Origin of the sequence: Pilosibacter sp. YYHA0881 (assembly GCF_051602715.1) — a bacterium.
GTDB classification, from domain to species: Bacteria; Bacillota; Clostridia; order Lachnospirales; family Lachnospiraceae; genus Alitiscatomonas; species Alitiscatomonas aceti.
In genome coordinates this window covers 507,252-524,854 of sequence record NZ_CP175657.1, presented here as the reverse complement: position 1 = coordinate 524,854, position 17,603 = coordinate 507,252, and the positions used below count along the sequence as shown (strand labels likewise).

Annotated in this window: 21 protein-coding genes and 1 pseudogene; 4 read left to right on the top strand and 18 right to left on the bottom strand. The window is 52.0% G+C overall.

Annotated elements, in window-relative coordinates; genetic code table 11:
- Nucleotides 1–7: 7 nt before the first annotated feature.
- Together ACI6NM_RS02525 and ACI6NM_RS02520 are read right to left on the bottom strand one after the other, a co-directional pair.
- A complete protein-coding gene (locus ACI6NM_RS02525; protein WP_022272435.1) occupies nucleotides 8–721 on the bottom strand; it encodes an IMP cyclohydrolase in 714 nt (237 codons plus the stop codon).
- Nucleotides 722–756: 35 nt separating this feature from the next.
- Nucleotides 757–1,584, bottom strand: a complete 828-nt coding sequence (locus ACI6NM_RS02520) for an EFR1 family ferrodoxin (RefSeq protein WP_262426670.1) — start codon at nucleotides 1,582–1,584, stop codon at nucleotides 757–759.
- 203 nt (nucleotides 1,585–1,787) lie between these two features.
- On the opposite strand from ACI6NM_RS02520, the gene ACI6NM_RS02515 reads away from it, so the two are divergent.
- Both ACI6NM_RS02515 and upp read left to right on the top strand, forming a co-directional pair.
- The gene (locus ACI6NM_RS02515) at nucleotides 1,788–2,627 is read left to right on the top strand and encodes a hypothetical protein (protein WP_262426669.1); all 840 of its coding nucleotides are present in this window, start codon (nucleotides 1,788–1,790) and stop codon (nucleotides 2,625–2,627) included.
- A gap of 102 nt (nucleotides 2,628–2,729) precedes the next feature.
- Complete coding sequence (gene upp / locus ACI6NM_RS02510) at nucleotides 2,730–3,359, top strand: uracil phosphoribosyltransferase (RefSeq protein WP_022272432.1); 630 nt, start codon at nucleotides 2,730–2,732, stop codon at nucleotides 3,357–3,359.
- A gap of 105 nt (nucleotides 3,360–3,464) precedes the next feature.
- On the opposite strand, the gene ACI6NM_RS02505 is transcribed toward upp, so the two are convergent.
- From ACI6NM_RS02505 to ACI6NM_RS02465, 9 genes are all read right to left on the bottom strand, one after another.
- Nucleotides 3,465–3,800 carry a hypothetical protein gene (locus ACI6NM_RS02505; RefSeq protein WP_022272431.1) on the bottom strand — a complete coding sequence of 112 codons (336 nt, stop codon included), beginning with the start codon at nucleotides 3,798–3,800 and terminating at the stop codon, nucleotides 3,465–3,467.
- A gap of 76 nt (nucleotides 3,801–3,876) precedes the next feature.
- Complete coding sequence (locus ACI6NM_RS02500) at nucleotides 3,877–4,731, bottom strand: hypothetical protein (RefSeq protein ID WP_262426668.1); 855 nt, start codon at nucleotides 4,729–4,731, stop codon at nucleotides 3,877–3,879.
- Nucleotides 4,732–4,874: 143 nt separating this feature from the next.
- On the bottom strand, nucleotides 4,875–5,600 hold the full coding sequence (locus ACI6NM_RS02495; protein ID WP_215653226.1) for a transglutaminase domain-containing protein: 726 nt from the start codon (nucleotides 5,598–5,600) through the stop codon (nucleotides 4,875–4,877).
- A 28-nt stretch (nucleotides 5,601–5,628) separates the two neighbouring features.
- Entirely contained in the window at nucleotides 5,629–6,372 is a 744-nt protein-coding gene (locus ACI6NM_RS02490; RefSeq protein ID WP_262426667.1) for a class I SAM-dependent methyltransferase, read from the bottom strand.
- 26 nt (nucleotides 6,373–6,398) lie between these two features.
- On the bottom strand, nucleotides 6,399–6,593 hold the full coding sequence (locus ACI6NM_RS02485) for a DUF6199 family natural product biosynthesis protein (RefSeq protein WP_262426666.1): 195 nt from the start codon (nucleotides 6,591–6,593) through the stop codon (nucleotides 6,399–6,401).
- A gap of 210 nt (nucleotides 6,594–6,803) precedes the next feature.
- Nucleotides 6,804–7,079: a hypothetical protein gene (locus tag ACI6NM_RS02480; RefSeq protein WP_022272426.1), complete on the bottom strand. Its 276-nt coding sequence runs from the start codon at nucleotides 7,077–7,079 to the stop codon at nucleotides 6,804–6,806.
- A 64-nt stretch (nucleotides 7,080–7,143) separates the two neighbouring features.
- Complete coding sequence (locus ACI6NM_RS02475) at nucleotides 7,144–8,640, bottom strand: hypothetical protein (RefSeq protein ID WP_262426665.1); 1,497 nt, start codon at nucleotides 8,638–8,640, stop codon at nucleotides 7,144–7,146.
- Between the two features lie 244 nt (nucleotides 8,641–8,884).
- Complete coding sequence (locus tag ACI6NM_RS02470; RefSeq protein ID WP_262426664.1) at nucleotides 8,885–9,292, bottom strand: hypothetical protein; 408 nt, start codon at nucleotides 9,290–9,292, stop codon at nucleotides 8,885–8,887.
- Nucleotides 9,293–9,372: 80 nt separating this feature from the next.
- On the bottom strand, nucleotides 9,373–9,582 hold the full coding sequence (locus ACI6NM_RS02465) for a hypothetical protein (protein WP_022272423.1): 210 nt from the start codon (nucleotides 9,580–9,582) through the stop codon (nucleotides 9,373–9,375).
- A gap of 481 nt (nucleotides 9,583–10,063) precedes the next feature.
- Between ACI6NM_RS02465 and ACI6NM_RS02460 the strand changes: the two genes are divergently transcribed.
- Entirely contained in the window at nucleotides 10,064–10,342 is a 279-nt protein-coding gene (locus ACI6NM_RS02460; RefSeq protein ID WP_262426663.1) for a type II toxin-antitoxin system RelB/DinJ family antitoxin, read from the top strand.
- Nucleotides 10,339–10,629 carry a type II toxin-antitoxin system YafQ family toxin gene (locus ACI6NM_RS02455; protein ID WP_158357112.1) on the top strand — a complete coding sequence of 97 codons (291 nt, stop codon included), beginning with the start codon at nucleotides 10,339–10,341 and terminating at the stop codon, nucleotides 10,627–10,629. The genes ACI6NM_RS02460 and ACI6NM_RS02455 overlap by 4 nt, the downstream gene beginning before the upstream one ends.
- Before the next feature lie 7 nt (nucleotides 10,630–10,636).
- Here ACI6NM_RS02455 and ACI6NM_RS02450 read toward each other — a convergent pair.
- The 7 genes and pseudogenes from ACI6NM_RS02450 to deoD form a co-directional block, all read right to left on the bottom strand.
- A pseudogene (locus ACI6NM_RS02450) lies at nucleotides 10,637–10,720 on the bottom strand (recombinase family protein); the annotation flags it as partial.
- Between the two features lie 239 nt (nucleotides 10,721–10,959).
- The gene (locus tag ACI6NM_RS02445; protein WP_262426662.1) at nucleotides 10,960–11,634 is read right to left on the bottom strand and encodes an LbetaH domain-containing protein; all 675 of its coding nucleotides are present in this window, start codon (nucleotides 11,632–11,634) and stop codon (nucleotides 10,960–10,962) included.
- 45 nt (nucleotides 11,635–11,679) lie between these two features.
- Nucleotides 11,680–13,743: a DNA topoisomerase gene (locus tag ACI6NM_RS02440; protein ID WP_438501020.1), complete on the bottom strand. Its 2,064-nt coding sequence runs from the start codon at nucleotides 13,741–13,743 to the stop codon at nucleotides 11,680–11,682.
- On the bottom strand, nucleotides 13,736–14,644 hold the full coding sequence (locus ACI6NM_RS02435; RefSeq protein WP_262426660.1) for a DMT family transporter: 909 nt from the start codon (nucleotides 14,642–14,644) through the stop codon (nucleotides 13,736–13,738). The genes ACI6NM_RS02440 and ACI6NM_RS02435 overlap by 8 nt, the downstream gene beginning before the upstream one ends.
- Nucleotides 14,645–14,648: 4 nt before the next feature.
- Nucleotides 14,649–15,695: an aldose epimerase family protein gene (locus tag ACI6NM_RS02430; protein WP_262426659.1), complete on the bottom strand. Its 1,047-nt coding sequence runs from the start codon at nucleotides 15,693–15,695 to the stop codon at nucleotides 14,649–14,651.
- A gap of 15 nt (nucleotides 15,696–15,710) precedes the next feature.
- Nucleotides 15,711–16,796, bottom strand: coding sequence for an aspartate-semialdehyde dehydrogenase (gene asd / locus ACI6NM_RS02425; protein ID WP_215653036.1), 1,086 nt, complete (start codon nucleotides 16,794–16,796; stop codon nucleotides 15,711–15,713).
- A 67-nt stretch (nucleotides 16,797–16,863) separates the two neighbouring features.
- Nucleotides 16,864–17,583, bottom strand: a complete 720-nt coding sequence (gene deoD, locus ACI6NM_RS02420; RefSeq protein ID WP_022272647.1) for a purine-nucleoside phosphorylase — start codon at nucleotides 17,581–17,583, stop codon at nucleotides 16,864–16,866.
- Nucleotides 17,584–17,603 lie beyond the last annotated feature (20 nt).

Below are 17,603 nucleotides of genomic sequence, written 5' to 3'. Positions count from 1 at the left end.
TGATCTGTTACTTATTTTTATTTACGATCCTGGTCTCATACGTTCCTGTGGCAATATCAATGAACCGTACGAACAGGGAAACCTTGTTATCCTGGTTTAAGCTGTTCCATACCATCTCTGTAAATTCGTCGATGGTCCCGTCGATCTCCACCCGCTTCGGCTCGCCTTCAAAGCTGGGAAGGGGATTTCCGTCGCCCATGTACGTATGGATGAACCGGCCTTCGCCGTTTAAAGGCTTTTCATAGGCATAGGTAAACCGGCAGCAGCTTTCCGGATCTCCATTGCTGCTCTTTAAGATGGACATGGCATAATTATAGCCTCCATTTTCAATGTGCATGATCCCGGAGATACGGGGCGTATAGTTGGGGCCGTCCGGCTCAAATTCCCGGCAGCGTAAGGACTGCTCAAAGGTGAGCTGCTTATCCATTCCCTCGTAGATGGTATCGGTCTGGTCTCCGTTGGTCACAATGGTCTTATTGCCCAGGACACGGACCGGCGCATAGATGATAAGGCTGGGATCAGAAAGCTTTGCCGGATCGAAGGCCTGGGTGCGGATCCCCTCTCCCTCTTCTACAAATACGCGGTTCCTGCTGTTTTCGCTTCTGCCCATGATGAAATACGCGGTGACAGCCTTTGCTCCGTCTTTGGATCTGCCGATGACGATTCCTCTGCCCGGATAGGAATTACTCCTTAATTCCTCTGCAAGTGATAATAATTTCATAGGATACTCCTCCAGATTATTAGTTTTCGCTGTTTTTATAAGAAAAGGGAGATGGCAGCCCGGCGGGTATAGCCCTCTTCCAGTTCATGCTGATGGTAAAGATAGCCTTCATCCTCATAATATCTGGCCTGCTTTGGACATTTTTTAATGCAGGCCCCGCATTTGATACAGATACCTGTATATTCCCGCACGTTCTCATGGCTGATGGAGCCCATGGGACAGACATCGGCACAGATCTTACAATCGTCGCAGGCGTCAGAAACCAGGGATTTTACCTTCCGGATATCAATGGAAACGCCCTTCCGGTCTCTGGGCTGGTAGTAGCCCCGGTAGGGATGGGGTACGCCCTCCACTTCCACAGGGGCAGGCGCTTCTCCCTCTGGAAGTCCCTTCACCTTCTCCGTCACCTTTCCGGCAAAGGCCAGGGCCTCCTTCATATCGTCTGCATCGGGACGGCCGGCGGCCAGAGTCTTTGAGAAGGAATGCTCGCCTACGAAGGCAGCGGCAGCCACTGTATGGAAACCGGTATTTTCCAGGATGTCCCGCAGCTCAATGAGACCGTCGTCGAAATTTCTATTTCCAAAAAGCACCACCGGAACCGCAAGAGCGCCGTTTCCCTGAATGGTGGCCAGGTATTTTAACAGTACATTGGGAACGCGTCCGGCATAGACCGGCGTTCCGAAGATCACCAGATCGTCTTTCCCCGCAGCAAAACCGTTTTCTCTCATTCTGGGAAGGGTAAAATCATAGTCCTCCCGTTCTGCCCCAAGAAGCCGCGCCGCTTCATCGGCAATGGTCAGAACTGTTTTCTTGGTGGTATCTGTGGCGCTGAAATAGACCGCCCATACTTTTTTTCTTTCCATGGTGTTTGACCTCCCTAACAGGACATAGTCCTTCATTATGTACAGCATATCATATTTTCCTGTGGTTGGAAATACACAATTCAAAATCCATTACAGAAAATTAAGAATTTCTACATATTTCTTCTCCTGTACTTTAAACGGCCTATGGTTTATAATGATATCCATACGGCAGCTTTATGCTGCGTGAAGGAGGTTCGTTACAGATGAGAAAACAACACGTTCTGTTTGCGGCGCTGGCAGCCGCTGTGGCCCTTTCGGCTTCCGGATGCAAGTCCAGGGAAAAGATCGACCTGGATACCCTCCATACCTCGGAGGCTGAGACCATGGCTTCCACAGAGGCTTCCGGCGGGGATAAAGAGAAAGAAACGGAAAAAGAGACCCAGAAGGAAACGGAAAAAGAAACAGAGGAGACCCAGAAGGGAGCGGATTCCTCTTCTGCCCTGAGCGTCCGGTCCAAGATCGCCACGGAGAAGCAGGGAAAGACGTCCATTGAATACGCAGTCTTATCCAATCTGCGGGATCCGAAGATGGAGGACGCGGTCAATGCTCTTATTAAAGAAAAAGCGCTCCAGGTTTTAACGGATTATCAGATCGATCCGGCGGCCGATACCCTGTCGGTCAAATGCACCGTCGTGTCTCTGGATAAAAACAAAGCGGTCCTTACCTATGAAGGCTCTCTGATGGTAAACGGAGCCGCCCACCCCTCTGATCTTTTTTATACAACCACAGTGGATCTAAACAAGGGGACGCTCCAGGGGCTTTCCGATTACGCCGACGCCTATACCATGGCCGGATATATCCTGTCCGACGACTGTGTGCTGAAAAAGCCCGCAGACTCAAAAGAGGCGCTGGAGTATTTAAAGACCCAGGACCTCAACGCCATGTGGGAGATCCTGAAGCAGTGCGATTTCACGGCGGAAAATCTGGAGGGCTTCCCCCAGTCCTTTTCCTACGAGAACCAGGGCGTTATTTACATGGCTGTGCCTGTGCCCCATGCCCTGGGCGATTACGTGATCGTAAGCTATACGCCGGATACGAAATAGTTGATTTCCCGTTGGATTTCTGATAGGATTATGGGAAGATCAATGCCCGGGAGACCGCTCTGTGCCCGGGATACAAATAAAGAAGAAAGGCTGGATAATACTATGGAAAATGTAACGATCATCGAACATCCGCTGGTGCAGCATAAAATCTCCATGCTGAGAGATAAGAGAACGGGTACAAATGAATTCAGGACCCTGATCGAGGAAATCGCAACTCTCATGGGCTATGAGGCCCTGCGGGATCTTCCTCTGGAGGAGGTCGAAGTGGAAACTCCCATCGAAACCTGTATGACTCCTGTTATTGCCGGAAAGAAACTGGCCGTGGTACCGATCCTGCGTGCAGGACTTGGCATGGTCAACGGGATCCTGGCCCTGGTGCCCACTGCCAAGGTCGGCCACATCGGCCTGTACCGGGATGAAAAGACCCATCAGCCCCACGAATATTTCTGTAAGCTGCCGGATCCCATCGAGCAGCGTACCATCGTAGTAACAGACCCCATGCTGGCCACCGGCGGCTCTGCTGTGGCAGCCATCGACTTCATCAAGCAGCATGGCGGAAAGCATATTAAATTCATGTGCGTCATTGCGGCTCCGGAAGGCCTGGAGCGTCTTAGAAAGGCCCATCCGGATGTTCAGATCTATGTGGGCCATCTGGACCGTCAGTTAAATGAAAAAGCCTACATCTGTCCGGGTCTGGGCGACGCCGGAGACAGGATCTTCGGAACCAAATAAAACAGACAGCAAAGGAGCTGCTGCAAAAGAAAGTTTTCCGTGCTTTCCTTTTGCAGCAGCTCCTTTTTATGACGGATATCCAAAGGCAGGCCGCATTCGCACCGCCTATTCGATCCTGAGGATGACCGCCCCCATGGTAAGCTCTCCTGCGCCGGTCACCGTATACCACCTTCCTCTTCGCAGACGGATCTTCTCCCGTATGCCCGGGGTAAGATAGCCGATCTCATACGTCTCTCCTGTTTCGGTATCTGTAAAGACCACGGCTGTATCGCAGCTGCTGGAAACCTGGACAGTCCCAAATACCGGCTGTATCTGCTCTTCCTTCAGCGAAGAGCCTTCCCTGTCTGCCAGGGTAAACGTATGGGTCTTCTGGATACCCAGATAAAAAAGAAACGCTGCGCCAACAAGTATCAGTAAGCAGATAAGGATCCGTTTTTTCATAACTGCACCTTCCTTTCTGACCAATGAATGATCCAGACCATCTCCAGATCCAGTACAAAGAAATGGGAATGGAGGTCTACTGGATCTGAATCCACTCCGGCGCTTCTGAAAGGGGGATCTCATACGCCTGGATCCTGGCATGATATTCTTCTTCAGAGATCTCCGTTCCATTCTGCATATAAGTAAATACCGGAGTTTCTCCTTCCAGACGGGCCGTGGACGTAAAAGAGTCGATCCGCATGGCGTTTACCCCGTCATCCGAAATTTTATAGAGATCCGTTCCGGATTCCTCAGCGCTGCTGCTGTAAAACACCTCGATGACCCCGTTTTCATAAAGCGAAAAATTGGTCCTGTATCCAAACTCCATTTCCGGGAAAATACGGACCGCATGGGTTCCATTCCATCCGTACAGATCATAATTCCACGGAGTAAAGACCGGGGACACAGTCCCATACTCTCCGCCAGCGATCAAAAGCTCCTGGGTCCCATTCCCGTCTATATCATAAAGGGCGTAATATATATCCTGCTCATGGGTGCGGATCTCCATACTGATATGCTCTCCAAAGCTGCTTTCATAAAGCTCTGAATCCCTGAGATCCACATAAAAATCATTCTGCACCATCTGGCTGTATTCCTCTAAAATGGGATCATAAGCCGCTGGCTGCCCGCGCGGCGGAGCCTCATGCTCTGCCATATCCGCTTCCTTCGTATCCGGTTCCTCCCGATCATCATATACAGGGATCCCCAGTATCCGGATCCTCCATCCATCGTCATATCCGGTCTGGGAGTCCAGATCCAGCTGGTGGAATCGGGTCACATCATATAAGACCGCCTTGAAGCATACGCTGCCCCCGTCCTTATATCTTAAAGGAACCGGGATCAGGAGCATGGCGGCAATGACTGTCATTGGGATCCAGACTTTTCTTTTCATCTGGCTGCCTCCTTTCCAGGGCCTTATAACGCCCCGGTTTTATAGTATTTTCTTGTCAGAAATTTTTATGACGGCTGGCGGATGCCAGACGTCTGCATCCTCCGCAGGGATCTGACACAAGGACAGCAGCGGCAGACCGGCCGTTACCCCTCTCCCATCATCCAATGTCCATGATGCTCCCGGGTCAGTACAGTCCGGTAATAGGCATTGACTGCTGACACAGAGTAATCATTGGACGGATCCATAGGATCATACCTGCTGACGGCGATACACTGAAAAAGACTTCTGTATTCTTCCGGCAGATGCTTCAGATGCTGTGGTTCATACATCAGTGTATATGCATCCAGTGGGCTCCCATCATAAAAGGTGTACCCATAGATGGGATCCGCCGCCCCATATTTTCCATCGTAAAAAGCCTCCACCGCCGAATGTCCATGGTATGCCCTTTCTGGATCAGCGAGATAGAGAACTCTGGCAGGAATACCGATACATCCCAAAAGAACGACCGCCACGCGGGCCATGTCCGTGCACCAGTCTGTACCGCGGGCCAGGATCTCCTGTTCTGTTCCCCCGAACCGCTTCTTCTCCAGGGAGGTTTCACATTTTTTTGCGATCCCGGATGTGAAGGCAAGGATAGTCTCAATGGAGGCGCGGTCCTCCTGTTTTTTTAATGTCTGCGCCAGGCCGTACAGATCGTGGCCTTCCATATGGGGACAGAACGGCGGCTCCGCATAAAGCAGATCATAGGACTCTGGATCCAGACGGACCATCCGGCGCAGGAGTTCGTGATCGATGGAACGTGGATCATGGGGATCATTTCTCAGCATCACTTCATAGGCCGCACCAAAAACGCCATAGCCCTGTTTCATTGGGTGTACCTCCTAAATTGTTATAGGATCAGACTCTGCACACAAACAGAAAACTCTTTTCCGGATCGTCCGCTGCGGGAGCTTTCTGAAAGGAGGAGTAGATGTTTATTTCCTTAAAGCCTGCTTCTACTAAAAACTGTTCCATTTCCCCGGGCCTGTATAAATGGGTCTGGAAATCCATATGTTCACGCTGCAGCAGCCTGGCCCCACCATAAAGCTCATAGATCCCCGGTGAAAACTGTGTCTGGCTCTGTTCATCGTAATGGTTTCTGCTTTTTAATACCAGTGTCAGACCTTCCTTTGTTTCTGCCGAGGCCGTTATCTTGTATCCATTATCGTCGGGACACCGGTCCGCCATAGTCTCAATGGCAAAGACCAGCCTTCCCTCCGGGGTCAGCATTTCCTTCAGCTTTTTAAGGATCCTTCTGCACAGCTTCGTATCTGTAAAAAGAGAGATGGAGCCCGAGGAGATAAAAATATAATCAAACCAGTCTGGAGAATCGTATTCCAGAATATCTGCCTGGACCGCCTTTGCAGACGGAGCCTTCTTTTTCAGCCGTTCCAGCATATGGGCCGACAGATCGATCCCACAGATATCAAAGCCCCGATCCATGAACGGCACAAGAAAACGCCCGCTGCCGCACATGACCTCCAGTATCTTTTTATCCTTCTCTGCATAGGAAAGATAGAAATCCAGTTCTTCCCTGGGCGCTTCCTTATGCAGGAGCTCATACAGCTCTGTACACAGACTGCCATAATAATTTTGTTTCATTTTATCCATTCTTTTCCTTTACCCCTTTATTTTACTGCCACATATACCAGCATGACGACGGACGCTATAAGGAAGAATACCCCTCCGACACGCATAAAAGCCAGATACAGCTCCGTCGGTTCTCCATTTTTTACTGTAAACATGTGCTCTATCTTCCACAGAAGCTCCGGCTTAAAAAGCATTAGGATTCCGAGGATTAGAAGGAAAAGTAACTCTAGCATTGATCCAGCCTCCTTCCTTTTACTTAAATTCCCTGTGGTCATACAGGCGTTTGCAAATCCGGTAAAACCCGTTCATAGGATCTCCCCGCAGATTTCTCAAACATCATTTCTGTCTCCACAGAAATTTTAGCATAAGATTCTTTTTCTGACAGCCGGATGGCCGTAGGACCTGTCCTATATAAGCAGGCTAGCAGCGGATCAGCCGTAAACTTACTGTGTCACATGGATGTCCCAGGTCATATAGACCAGGCCCGCGTGGATGAGAAAGCAGGCGGCAGTAAGGATGGCTGGGACCAGCCTGTTATCTGCTGTTTTCTGAACCTTTCCCCAGAATGCGCCGGTCACCCATATCTGGGATGCAGAAAACAGAATAAATGCGGGATCATGCTGAAAACGGATCTCCATATGGGACAATGCAAAGCAGATAACGATATAGTTGACAGAAGCGGCCAGAAGATCGATCCAGCCGGATATTTTCCGCTTCATAAACGGCCCCCCTTATAAAACATCTGCTTCCAGCCGTATCGGACAGGATCGCCAAAGGTATTTCCTAATTTTCTGATAAAGCCATGGGGACGGCGGCACTCCCGCCCACTTCCCCTGCGGTGTCCTCGTTGGGGTCGAACTGGATGGCGCTCTGGACAGTGATAAACGCTCCGGCTCTGTTCCAGCCGCTTGACATGCGCTTTTCCATGGCAGTCATAACAGGATACTGGAGCCATCTTCTCTGGTGGGTGTAGTTGAACCAGCTGCTGATGATATAGCCATCCCGGAGCTCACAGGCCGGGTAGGCCACATATCCGCTCCATGCGTCTCCCTGGCGGGGCATGGAAAAGGCCGCAAATACATCGGTGTTTTCCTGCCGTCCCCAAAAGACCGTATCAGAAACCGCCGTCTGGCTTCCCAGGAAATAGTAGGGGGACCGGTACCGCATCCCATCCTTTTCATACAGGACCTGTCCGGTCACCTCCCCGCAGGCCTGCCAGCCCTCCCGGATATCCCGGTACACCGGCCAGAGCTGGAGCGCCTCCGTTCCATGGAAGGATGGACGGGACATCCACTGGAAGTGATGGAAGATCCTCCATGTTTCCCTTTCCCCGGGGATCCGGACTGCGACTCCTGTGAGACGCAGCTCCTTTTCCTTCCGATACGCCTCCTCTTCCAGGCGGCCCTCCTCTTCATTATATTTCATGGTCCGTTTCCAGCCCTCGCTGACCATCTGGTCAGAAACGTCCACAACGACCCTGAAAGCGCCGTCACAGGCCCGTATGTCCTCCAGGGAAAGGCCGTTTAGGACGTATTCGGGAAAGCCAAGCTCAAGCAGGCGGCCTCTGATCTTCTCCGCATCCTCTGGTACAGGCGGCTCCTCCTCCCACTCCATGGGATACCGCCCTCCAAACAGATATCCGCAGGCGCCGCCCACAAACAATATGAGGACCAGGGCCAGTACGATCCGCCTCTCTCCTGCCGGAGGCTCACTGTATGAGAGCTCCGCTCCCGCCTCTGCAGCTTCCCTTACCTGCTTATAAAGGCTTCGGAGGATCAGCACCAGGCTGACGATCATGCCCACAACGATCAGAAGCCCCTGGTAATGGATCGCTGCCAGCAGGTACATACCCCCATACCACGCCATCAGTCCTGCCGCGCCTTCTGCCCTGGGAAGAAGTCCGGCCCGCTGCCGGACAGCCCTGAATCCGCGCCAGAGACAGAAAAATTCTGCCAGCGCTAGGGCCAGGCTGACCAGGACCCATACACCGTCTCCCTGGCTGGAAAGCCCCGGGAGAATGGTGGTATTAAGGATCAGAGTGACCCAGACACACCATGCCCGGACGGCGGCAAGGAGATAACCGGAGCGGAACCATGGATTCTCTTTCCGGAGCGCACGGAATCCCAGGACCATAAGGACTGTTCCAATGGCAGGAAGGATGTGATCGAGGCACCAGAAATTTAATGTAAGGGATGTGAGAATGATTCCCATAAGCACGCGGCCCATGGCCCTTTCCCACGGACTTTTTTCAGAAACATCGGGAATCCTGTTTTCTTCCATGGTCATCCTCCTTTCCGTGTATTCCGCCGCCTGTATCCTGGTCATGCGGCATCAAAACCTGCACATTTGTGGTTATTTTTATTATACATGAAAAATCCAGAATATTTGGGACTTTTTCCAGTTGAATTTCTGACATTTTTCTTAATGACATTTTTTTGAAAATATGCACAAAAAGACCGCTGAACCTTTCATATAGAGATGTGGGTCAGCGGCCAGACTTCCTATTGATGGGATGGTTTTTGTATTATTCCGCGATATTCTCTATATAGTTATAGTCGATGTATCCTTTTATAACAGAATAAAAAAAGGGATCTTTTCTAATGGTATCCTCCGAATTGATAATGAAATTATTCCAGTCACCGGCTTCATTCCCGTCGTACAGGTAAACAGATAATTTATATCCATACCCAGAATAGCCCATCGAAGGCCTTGTTCTCTTTATCTTCACATCGTTCAGATCATCAATGATATGTTGGATCTGTTCTTTGTCTGTAATATGTGTCGCATTACCGCTGCTGCCGTTAAAAACAACAATCTCCAGGACTTCCTTGTGATCTAAGTCCATCAAGTCGACCGGAAGCGTATACCAAATGAATATGCCAGCCAGAAGAATCGCTGCAACCGATGATACCAGGATCGTTTTCCGTTTCATGATGATCTCCTCCAATATGATTCCCATTTAAATAATTTTGATTTTCATGTAATTCCATGCTTCCCTGTAAATTCAGATTTTTAGTTCGGAACAGGGCCAATTACCCCCAGTGCGATCAGATCAAGAAAGGCGATCGTCAGAATCGTGCCCACTGCAAGAATGAGGAGGAATACTTCCAGAACACGGCGTAGGTTCTTGTTTGTTAAACCAGTCCTTATTTTGGTGAAGCACAAAATCGAAACGCCAATAATCAGCAGGGCGGTTATATTATAAATTACCATTTCTTTCATACGGTACCTTCTTTCAGATTCTAGTCTATCGCTCTCTTACTTTAAGCAGATGATGCTATGGCCAAAGGACATGGTATCCTTCCCAGGCATCTGGCCGCCAGGATTTTGCGCTAAACGCAGAAAACAGATGCACAATGGTATAATGTCTTCTTATACAGACATTATATCATAACTCCCTGGAATACTTCTACCATTTTTGGGTATTCCACGGGAGTAGGAAACAGACTGGACACAGACATATTCCCCCCACCGCAGCCGTGGCAGTGCTGAGTCTCCGGACGGCTTTCCGTATCTGCCGGTTCCGGCTACACCAGCGGAAGGAGCAGATGGATATTCAGGTGGATCGTGACAGGTAAAGTGATCTCTTTCATAAAGCGTGTAACCTCCTTGAATGAATTTATTGTTAAATATTCGTGCAAAGTATTGTTTTCTTCGTGCAAATAGCATATACTATAATTGCCAGCAGAAAGGGGTTGATCGTATGGCTGGAAATACCACAAACATCAGTATCCGCATGGACGCAGATTTGAAAGCGCAGGCGGACGCACTGTTTACTGAACTTGGCATGAACCTGACTACGGCGTTTAACATCTTTGTGCGCCAGTCGCTTCGTGAAGGCGGCATTCCCTTTGAGATAAGGCTAGAACAGCCGAACAAAGAAACGGCTGCTGCCATGCTGGAAGCGGAAAGGATTGCAAAAGACCCGTCTGTAAAGGGCTACAATGACCTTGACGAGTTGTTTGCTGACCTGAAAAGATGAAAGAAACCAAATATACCGTCAAGTACACGATCAGTTTCAAAAAAGACTACAAACGAGCCATAAAGCGTGGCTTGAAGATCGAACTGCTGGAGCAGGTCGTAGCATTGCTGGCAATGGGCGAACCGCTGCCGGATAAGAACCGTGACCATGACCTGTCCGGCGATTGGGCAGGTCATCGGGAATGTCATATTCTCCCGGACTGGCTGCTTGTCTATCGCATAGAGGATGATGTTCTGGTGCTGACGCTGACCCGCACCGGCACACACAGCGACTTGTTCGGCAAATAAAGTTATGGTTGGATATGGAGCTGCTCTCGCCCTGTAACTCATCATCCTGGCTCAGGCGCTCGTACAGTGGGGTGATTTTTTCATTTCTCATGGCTGCACCTCCTGAAACAAAATGCTCTAAGTGATTGCTTCACTAACCATGACAAAAACCATGATTAAGAAGTCAATTAGAGCATATAACTCCCTCTTCCCACCCGGATCTTTTCACATACAAAAAACGGCATGACCATCCTGGCCACACCGTTCCCTGTATTTTCATTTTTCATTTGATCTTCAGCCATCCAGCCCTGCCTCTTCCTGCCCGGAGCTCCGCAAGGTTTCATTGCCGCCTTAATCGTGCTTTTCTGCCACTTCCCCCTGCTTTTTATAGATGGAGTTTTTATCCACGCAGCCCCGGACGCTGGATAAGGGATAGATATTGGAATCTCTTCCGATGACGGTGCCGGGATTCAGGATGGAGCCGCAGCCCACTTCCACCCGGTCGCCCACCATGGCCCCGAATTTTTTCATTCCCGTTTCCAGATCCCCGTCCTCTGCGTGGACCTTCACCAGAAGCTTATCGGATTTTACGTTGGAGGTAATGGAGCCGGCCCCCATGTGGGCCTTAAAGCCCAGGATGGAGTCGCCCACATAATTGTAATGGGGGACCTGGACCTTATCGAACAGGATCACGTTTTTAAGTTCTGTGGAGTTTCCCACCACAGCGCCCTCACCCACCAGGGCATTGCTCCGCAGGAAGGCACAGTGGCGCACCTCCGCATCTTTCCCGATGATGATATTTTCTCCCAGATAGGCACTTTCAAAAACCCTGGCCGTTTTATGGACCCAGACAGTCTCACCGCGTTTTTCATATTCGCTTTCCGGCAGACGGTTCCCCAGCTCCAGGATAAGATCCCTGATCCGGGGAAGGGCCTCCCAGGGGTACTCACACTGCTCCAGTAAAGGCCTTGCCAGTGTGTGGTCCAGATCGTAAAGACACACGGTCCTTGCTTCTTCTTTTTTCATCACAGCCTCCATTCCTCCGCCGCAGACGGCGGCACAAAACGTTTCCTACTTTTTATAAAACTGGGCCGCAGCGTCGAAATACGGCCGCAGCAGATACTGGTTGTCGGTCTGGCGGACACCGTTGGTCCTTAAGGTGACGAACCGCTCCAGCTTTTCCATATATTCCGCCGGGGTGATGGTACCCTCTGCCACATAGGTGAGGCCCTTTTCCCAGCTGGCCGTCAGCTCTGGGTTTAAAAGCTGCCGGATGGATGCGCTGCATACGTCAAAGACCATCTCGCCCAGAAGCGTGGGCGTGATCACCTGGGTCTTTTTTGCCAGGGACAGGTACTTGATGGTGCAGAGCTTCTTAAGGATCTCCGCACGGGTGGCACTGGTGCCGATGCCGCTGCCCTTGATCTGGGAACGGAGCTCCTCGTCCTCAATGAGCTGCCCGGCATTTTCCATGGCTAAGATCATGGAGCCGGAAGTGTACCTCCTGGGAGGAGACGTTTCACCCTCTTTGATCTCCAGCCCTGTAAGAGACAGACGCTGTCCCTTTTTAAGGCCCGAAAGCATGGTCAGAAGGGCCCTGGCCTTCTCACCGCCATCCAGTTCGATCTCGGTCTCATTGCCTTTGCCGGCCTGTTTTTTTTCTTCTCCGGATTCCGTTTCCTGGTCTCCGGTCTTTTTCTCCGCCGTCTTTTTGGGAACATAGGCGGCCTTCAGATAGCCCTCCTCCGCCAGTACCCTGTAATTGGCAAAGAAATGCTCTCCCTGCTTTTCCAGGTCCAGGGAAAATTTCTGGTAAACAGCCGGCGGATAAAAGATGCTTAAAAATCTCCGGGAGATCACCTCATAGACCTTAAGCTGCAGGGAGCCCAGGGTCCGCAGGGCTCCAAAGCCCTGGCCCGTGGGAATGATGGCGTAGTGGTCTGTGATCTGCTTATCGTTGACGTACCTGGTATTTCCTATGGGCTTAAAGCTCCCCAGCTCCAGCGCCTCAGAGGCCAGGTCCGCCAGCGGGGCAAAATTCCTAAGTCCGCCGATGTTTTTATGGATCTCCTTTGCCACAGCCGAGGAAAGCACCCGGGCGTCGGTCCTTGGATACGTCACCAGCTTTTTTTCATACAGCTCCTGGACCACCTTCAAGGCCTCGTCGGGACTGATCTTGAACATTTTGGAGCAGTCGTTCTGAAGCTCCGCCAGGTTGTATAAAAGCGGGGCATTTTTCGTTTCCCGTTTTTTCTCCATGGAAACTAAAGTCCCCTCCATGGGGGGCGCTGACAGGAAGCGGATCAGCTCCTCTGCCGTCTTTTTCTCTTTGAACCCGTTTTCTTTATATAGGACCGGGGTTTCGTAGTATCTGGACCCCTTCACGGCCTTCCATTCTGCCTCCACGGAAATGCCTTCCCGGCCTGGAACGTCAAAGGAGCCCAGGACCCGGTAAAAAGGCGTTTTCACAAAGCTGCGGATCTCCCGTTCCCTCCGGACCACCATGCCCAGGACGCAGGTCATGACGCGGCCCACGGACAGCACCGCCCGCTTCTCTTTTAAGTAAGAGGCCACAGTATTTCCGTACTTCAGAGTCAGCACCCGGGAGAAATTAATGCCCATCAGATAATCCTCTTTGGCCCGCAGATAGGCGGAGGCCGCCAGATTATCGTATTCAGACAGGTCCTTTGCCTCCCGGACTCCCCGCAGGATCTCCTCCTCCGTCTGGGAATCGATCCACACACGGAGACGCTTTTTCCCCCGGACTCCGGCCATCTGCTCCACCAGACGGTATATATATTCTCCCTCCCGTCCGGAGTCGGTGCAGACGTAGATGGTGTCCACGTCAGGCTGGGTCAGCAGCTTTTTCACAGTCAGAAACTGTTTTTTTACGCCGTCGATGACCTGATATTTAAATTCCTTCGGAAGAAATGGAAGGGTATCCATGCTCCACCGCTTCAGGGCCGGATCATAGCTTTCCGGATAGCTCATGGTCACCAGATGCCCGACGCACCAGGTGACCACGGCTGTCTCCGATTCGATGAACCCGTCCCCCTTTTTCCCCGATATCTTAAGCGCCCGGGCAAACTCCTGGGCAACGCTGGGCTTTTCTGCTATAAATAAGGATTTACCCATGGACCTCCTTTCCAGGGACCGTAAAACGCAGCTCGGACAGTAAAAGGGCTGAGAACATGAGCACACAGCCCAGGATCATCCTTTCTGTCAGGACCTCACCCAGGAAGATCACAGAAAACAGGGTCCCGAATACGGCTTCCAGGGATAAAAGAAGGGAGACCGTATTGGCGCTGAGATATTTCTGTCCCACGGTCTGGATCAGGAATCCCACAGTGGTACAGATGAGGGACAGATAAAGAAGTCCCAGGATCAGGCTTTTTTGAAGCAGAATGGACGGATCAAAGGCTCCGGGGCCGTCTAAAAGCGGAGCCAGAAGCCAGTTGAACACGCCCACAACCGCCACCTGGACCGTTGCCAGGAGGATGGGATCGCACCGCTTTGTATATTCTTCCGTACAGATCATGTGGACGGCAAAGCAGACGCCGCAGAGGAAGGTCAGCGCGTCTCCCAGGTTGATCCCGGACTCATGCTTTAAGGTCAGCAGAGCCAGACCGATGACCGCCACAAGCCCGGCTGCGATCTGGTTGAGGCCCGGCCGCTTTTTGCTGATCTTCCAGTATAAAAACGGCACCAGGACCACATAAAGGGCCGTGATAAAGGCATTCTTGCTGGCTGTGGTATATTTGATCCCATAGGTCTGGAACAGATAGGCCAGGGTCAGGAAGATCCCCATAATGAGCCCGCAGGTCAGGGACCCACGGTCCAGTTTTTTCATCCGGCCCGGAAAAGCCAGGGCCATGAAGGCGGCGGCCAGGGTAAACCGCAGCGCCAGAAGATAGGACGGCGGCACCAGGTCCACAGAGTTTTTCATGACCACAAAGGAGCCGCCCCAGATCATGGTGATGAACAGGAAGCCGGCCGTTGCCAGGAGCTTTGCGTTTTTACTTGTTGTTCCTTCCATGGCCCTATTTTCCTATATAGAACCGGTAGCTGGTCCGGGTCACATGGGCGGTCCCGGCCTTGACCACAGGCGACGGGAACTGGGGATGATTGACGGAATCGGGATACATCTGGGTCTCAAAACAGAACGCGTCCCGGTCCTCATAGGAAGCGCCGTCCTTTCCCTTTTCCCCGCCCAACCAGTTGCCGGTATAAAACTGGACGCCGGGAAGGTCTGTATAAACATCCATGGCCCGGCCGCTGGCCTCATGATACGCACTGGCTGCCAGTCCGCAGACGCCCGGAGCATGGTTTAAGCACCAGTTATGGTCAAAGCCCTTTCCCTGGACGATCTGGATATAATCGGAACCAATGTCTGTTCCGATGGTCTTCGGAGTCCGGAAATCCATGGGCGTTCCTTCCACTGTCAGGACCTCTCCAGTGGGGATAGAATCCGCATCCGTGGGCGTAAAGGAATCTGCCAGGATCTGGATGCGGGTATCCAGCACAGAGCCGGATGCGTGGCCGCCCAGATTAAAATAGGCGTGGTTTGTCATGTTCACCGGAGTATCCCTGTCGCTGGTGACCGCATAAAGGATATCCACGGCATTTTCCTTTGTCAGGGTGTATTTTACGGAGATCTTCAGCTCTCCAGGAAATCCCTGGTCGCCGTCGGGACTGTCCAAAAGAAACACCACAGAATCCTCTCCCACTTCCCGGGCGGCCCACAGTCTCCGGTCATAATAATCGGGACCGCTGTGGAGGTTGTTCTCTCCCTTATTTTTTCCCAGGACATAGGAAGTTCCGTTTAAGGTAAAGGAAGCGCCGCCGGTGCGATTGGCGATCCGGCCCACGATGGAGCCGAAATGGGGGCCATTGACCAGATAACCCTCTGCGTCGTCATAGCCCAGCAGCACATCTGCCAGATCCCCGTTCCTGTCCGGGACCATCATGCTTACCCAGACAGCGCCCAGATCGGTGAAGGAAGCGGATACGGTGCCGTTGTCTATGGTGTAAAGACTGATCTCTCTTCCGTCGGCCATACGTCCAAAATGCTCTTTTTTTACTGCCATGATAACCTCCCTGACTTACTTATGTGTGATGTAGCCCTGCTCCGTCAGAAGCTCTGCGCAGAGCACAGCCCCGCCGGCGGCTCCTCTTACGGTGTTATGGGACAGGCCCACGAATTTCCAGTCATAGACCGTATCCTCCCTGAGGCGTCCGATGGATACGCCCATTCCCTTTCCAAAGTCCACATCCAGAGTCACCTGGGGACGATTGTCCTCCTCCATATACTGGATGAACTGCTCCGGTGCGCTGGGAAGGTTTAATTCCTGGGGAAGTCCCTTAAAGCTCACCAGCTTTTCGATCAGCTGTTCTTTTGACGGCTTTTTCCGGAATTTCACGAAAACAGCCGCCGTATGGCCATTGAGGACCGGAACGCGGATACACTGGCAGGTGATCACCGGCTCCTTTGCCTTTACGATCACGCCGCCTTCCAGGGTCCCCCAGATCCGTAAGGGCTCCTGCTCGCTCTTCTCTTCCTCTCCGCCAATGTAGGGGATGATGTTCTCCGCCATTTCCGGCCAGTCCTTAAATGTCTTTCCAGCGCCGGAGATGGCCTGGTATGTGGTGGCCACTACCTCATAGGGCTCAAATTCCTTCCATGCAGTCAGGGCCGGGGTATAGCTCTGGATGGAGCAGTTGGGCTTCACAGCCACAAAGCCCCGGGTCGTTCCCAGGCGTTTTCTCTGGAAGGGGATCACTGCAAAATGCTCCGGGTTGATCTCCGGGATCACCATGGGCACATCCGGCGTCCAGCGGTGGGCGCTGTTGTTGGATACCACTGGAGTTTCCGTTTTGGCATATGCCTCCTCGATGGCCCGGATCTCGTCCTTTGTCATATCCACGGCGCTGAACACGAAGTCCACGGTGGAAGCCACCTTCTCCACCTCAGCCACGTTCATGACCACCAGCTTTTTCACCGCCTCCGGCATGGGTGATGTCATTTTCCAGCGGTCTCCCACCGCCTCCTCATACGTTTTTCCAGCAGAACGGGCGCTGGCTGCCACCGTCACTACCTGGAACCAGGGATGGTCCTCCAGAAGGGAAATAAATCTCTGGCCCACCATTCCGGTGGCTCCCAGGATGCCGACTCTCAGTTTCTTTTCCATCATTGTTTCTCCTCGTTGTTTTTATTGTCTCCTGCTCTGATACGGACAGGTGAAAGATCTAAGATGCTTACAGGATCTCCAGAGCCACCTGTACCATATCCATAAAGGAATTCTGGCGTTCCTCGGCCGTGGTGGACTCTCCGGTGATCAGGGAGTCTGAAATGGTCAGAATGGAAAGCGCCTGGGCGCCTGCCAGCGCAGCGTTGGCGTAAAGGGCCGCCGTCTCCATTTCCGCAGCCAGGACTCCCACATCCTCATAGCCCACGCCTTCTTTCTTTGCCTTTTCCGGTGCATAGAAGACGTCAGAGGTCAGTACGTTGCCCACATGGTAGGAGAGGCCCCGCTGTTCAGCCTCCAGGGCTGCCTTGATGAGAAGTCCGAAGTCAGCGATGCAGGAATAGCCGTCTGGAAGCCCCAGCTCCTTTACATAACCGGTGCCTGTGCATGCGCCCATGGCCAGCACCAGATCCCGGATATGGGTGGTCTTCTGCATGGCTCCGGCAGTGCCCACACGCACCAGCTTCTTTACGCCATAGAAATTCATCAGCTCGTGGGAATAGATGCCCATGGACGCGCAGCCCATGCCGGTTCCCATGACGGAAATGGGCTTATCCCGGTAAAAGCCGGTGTACCCGAACATGTTTCTGGTAGAATTGAACTGCTTTGCTCCTGCCAGGAAGTTTTCTGCAATGTATTTTGCCCGCAGCGGATCTCCCGGAAGCAGGATGGATGGTGCGATCTCGCCTTCTTTTGCTGAAATGTGAGGGGTTGGAATGTTGTTTGCCATATCAATGGTCCTCCTTTGAT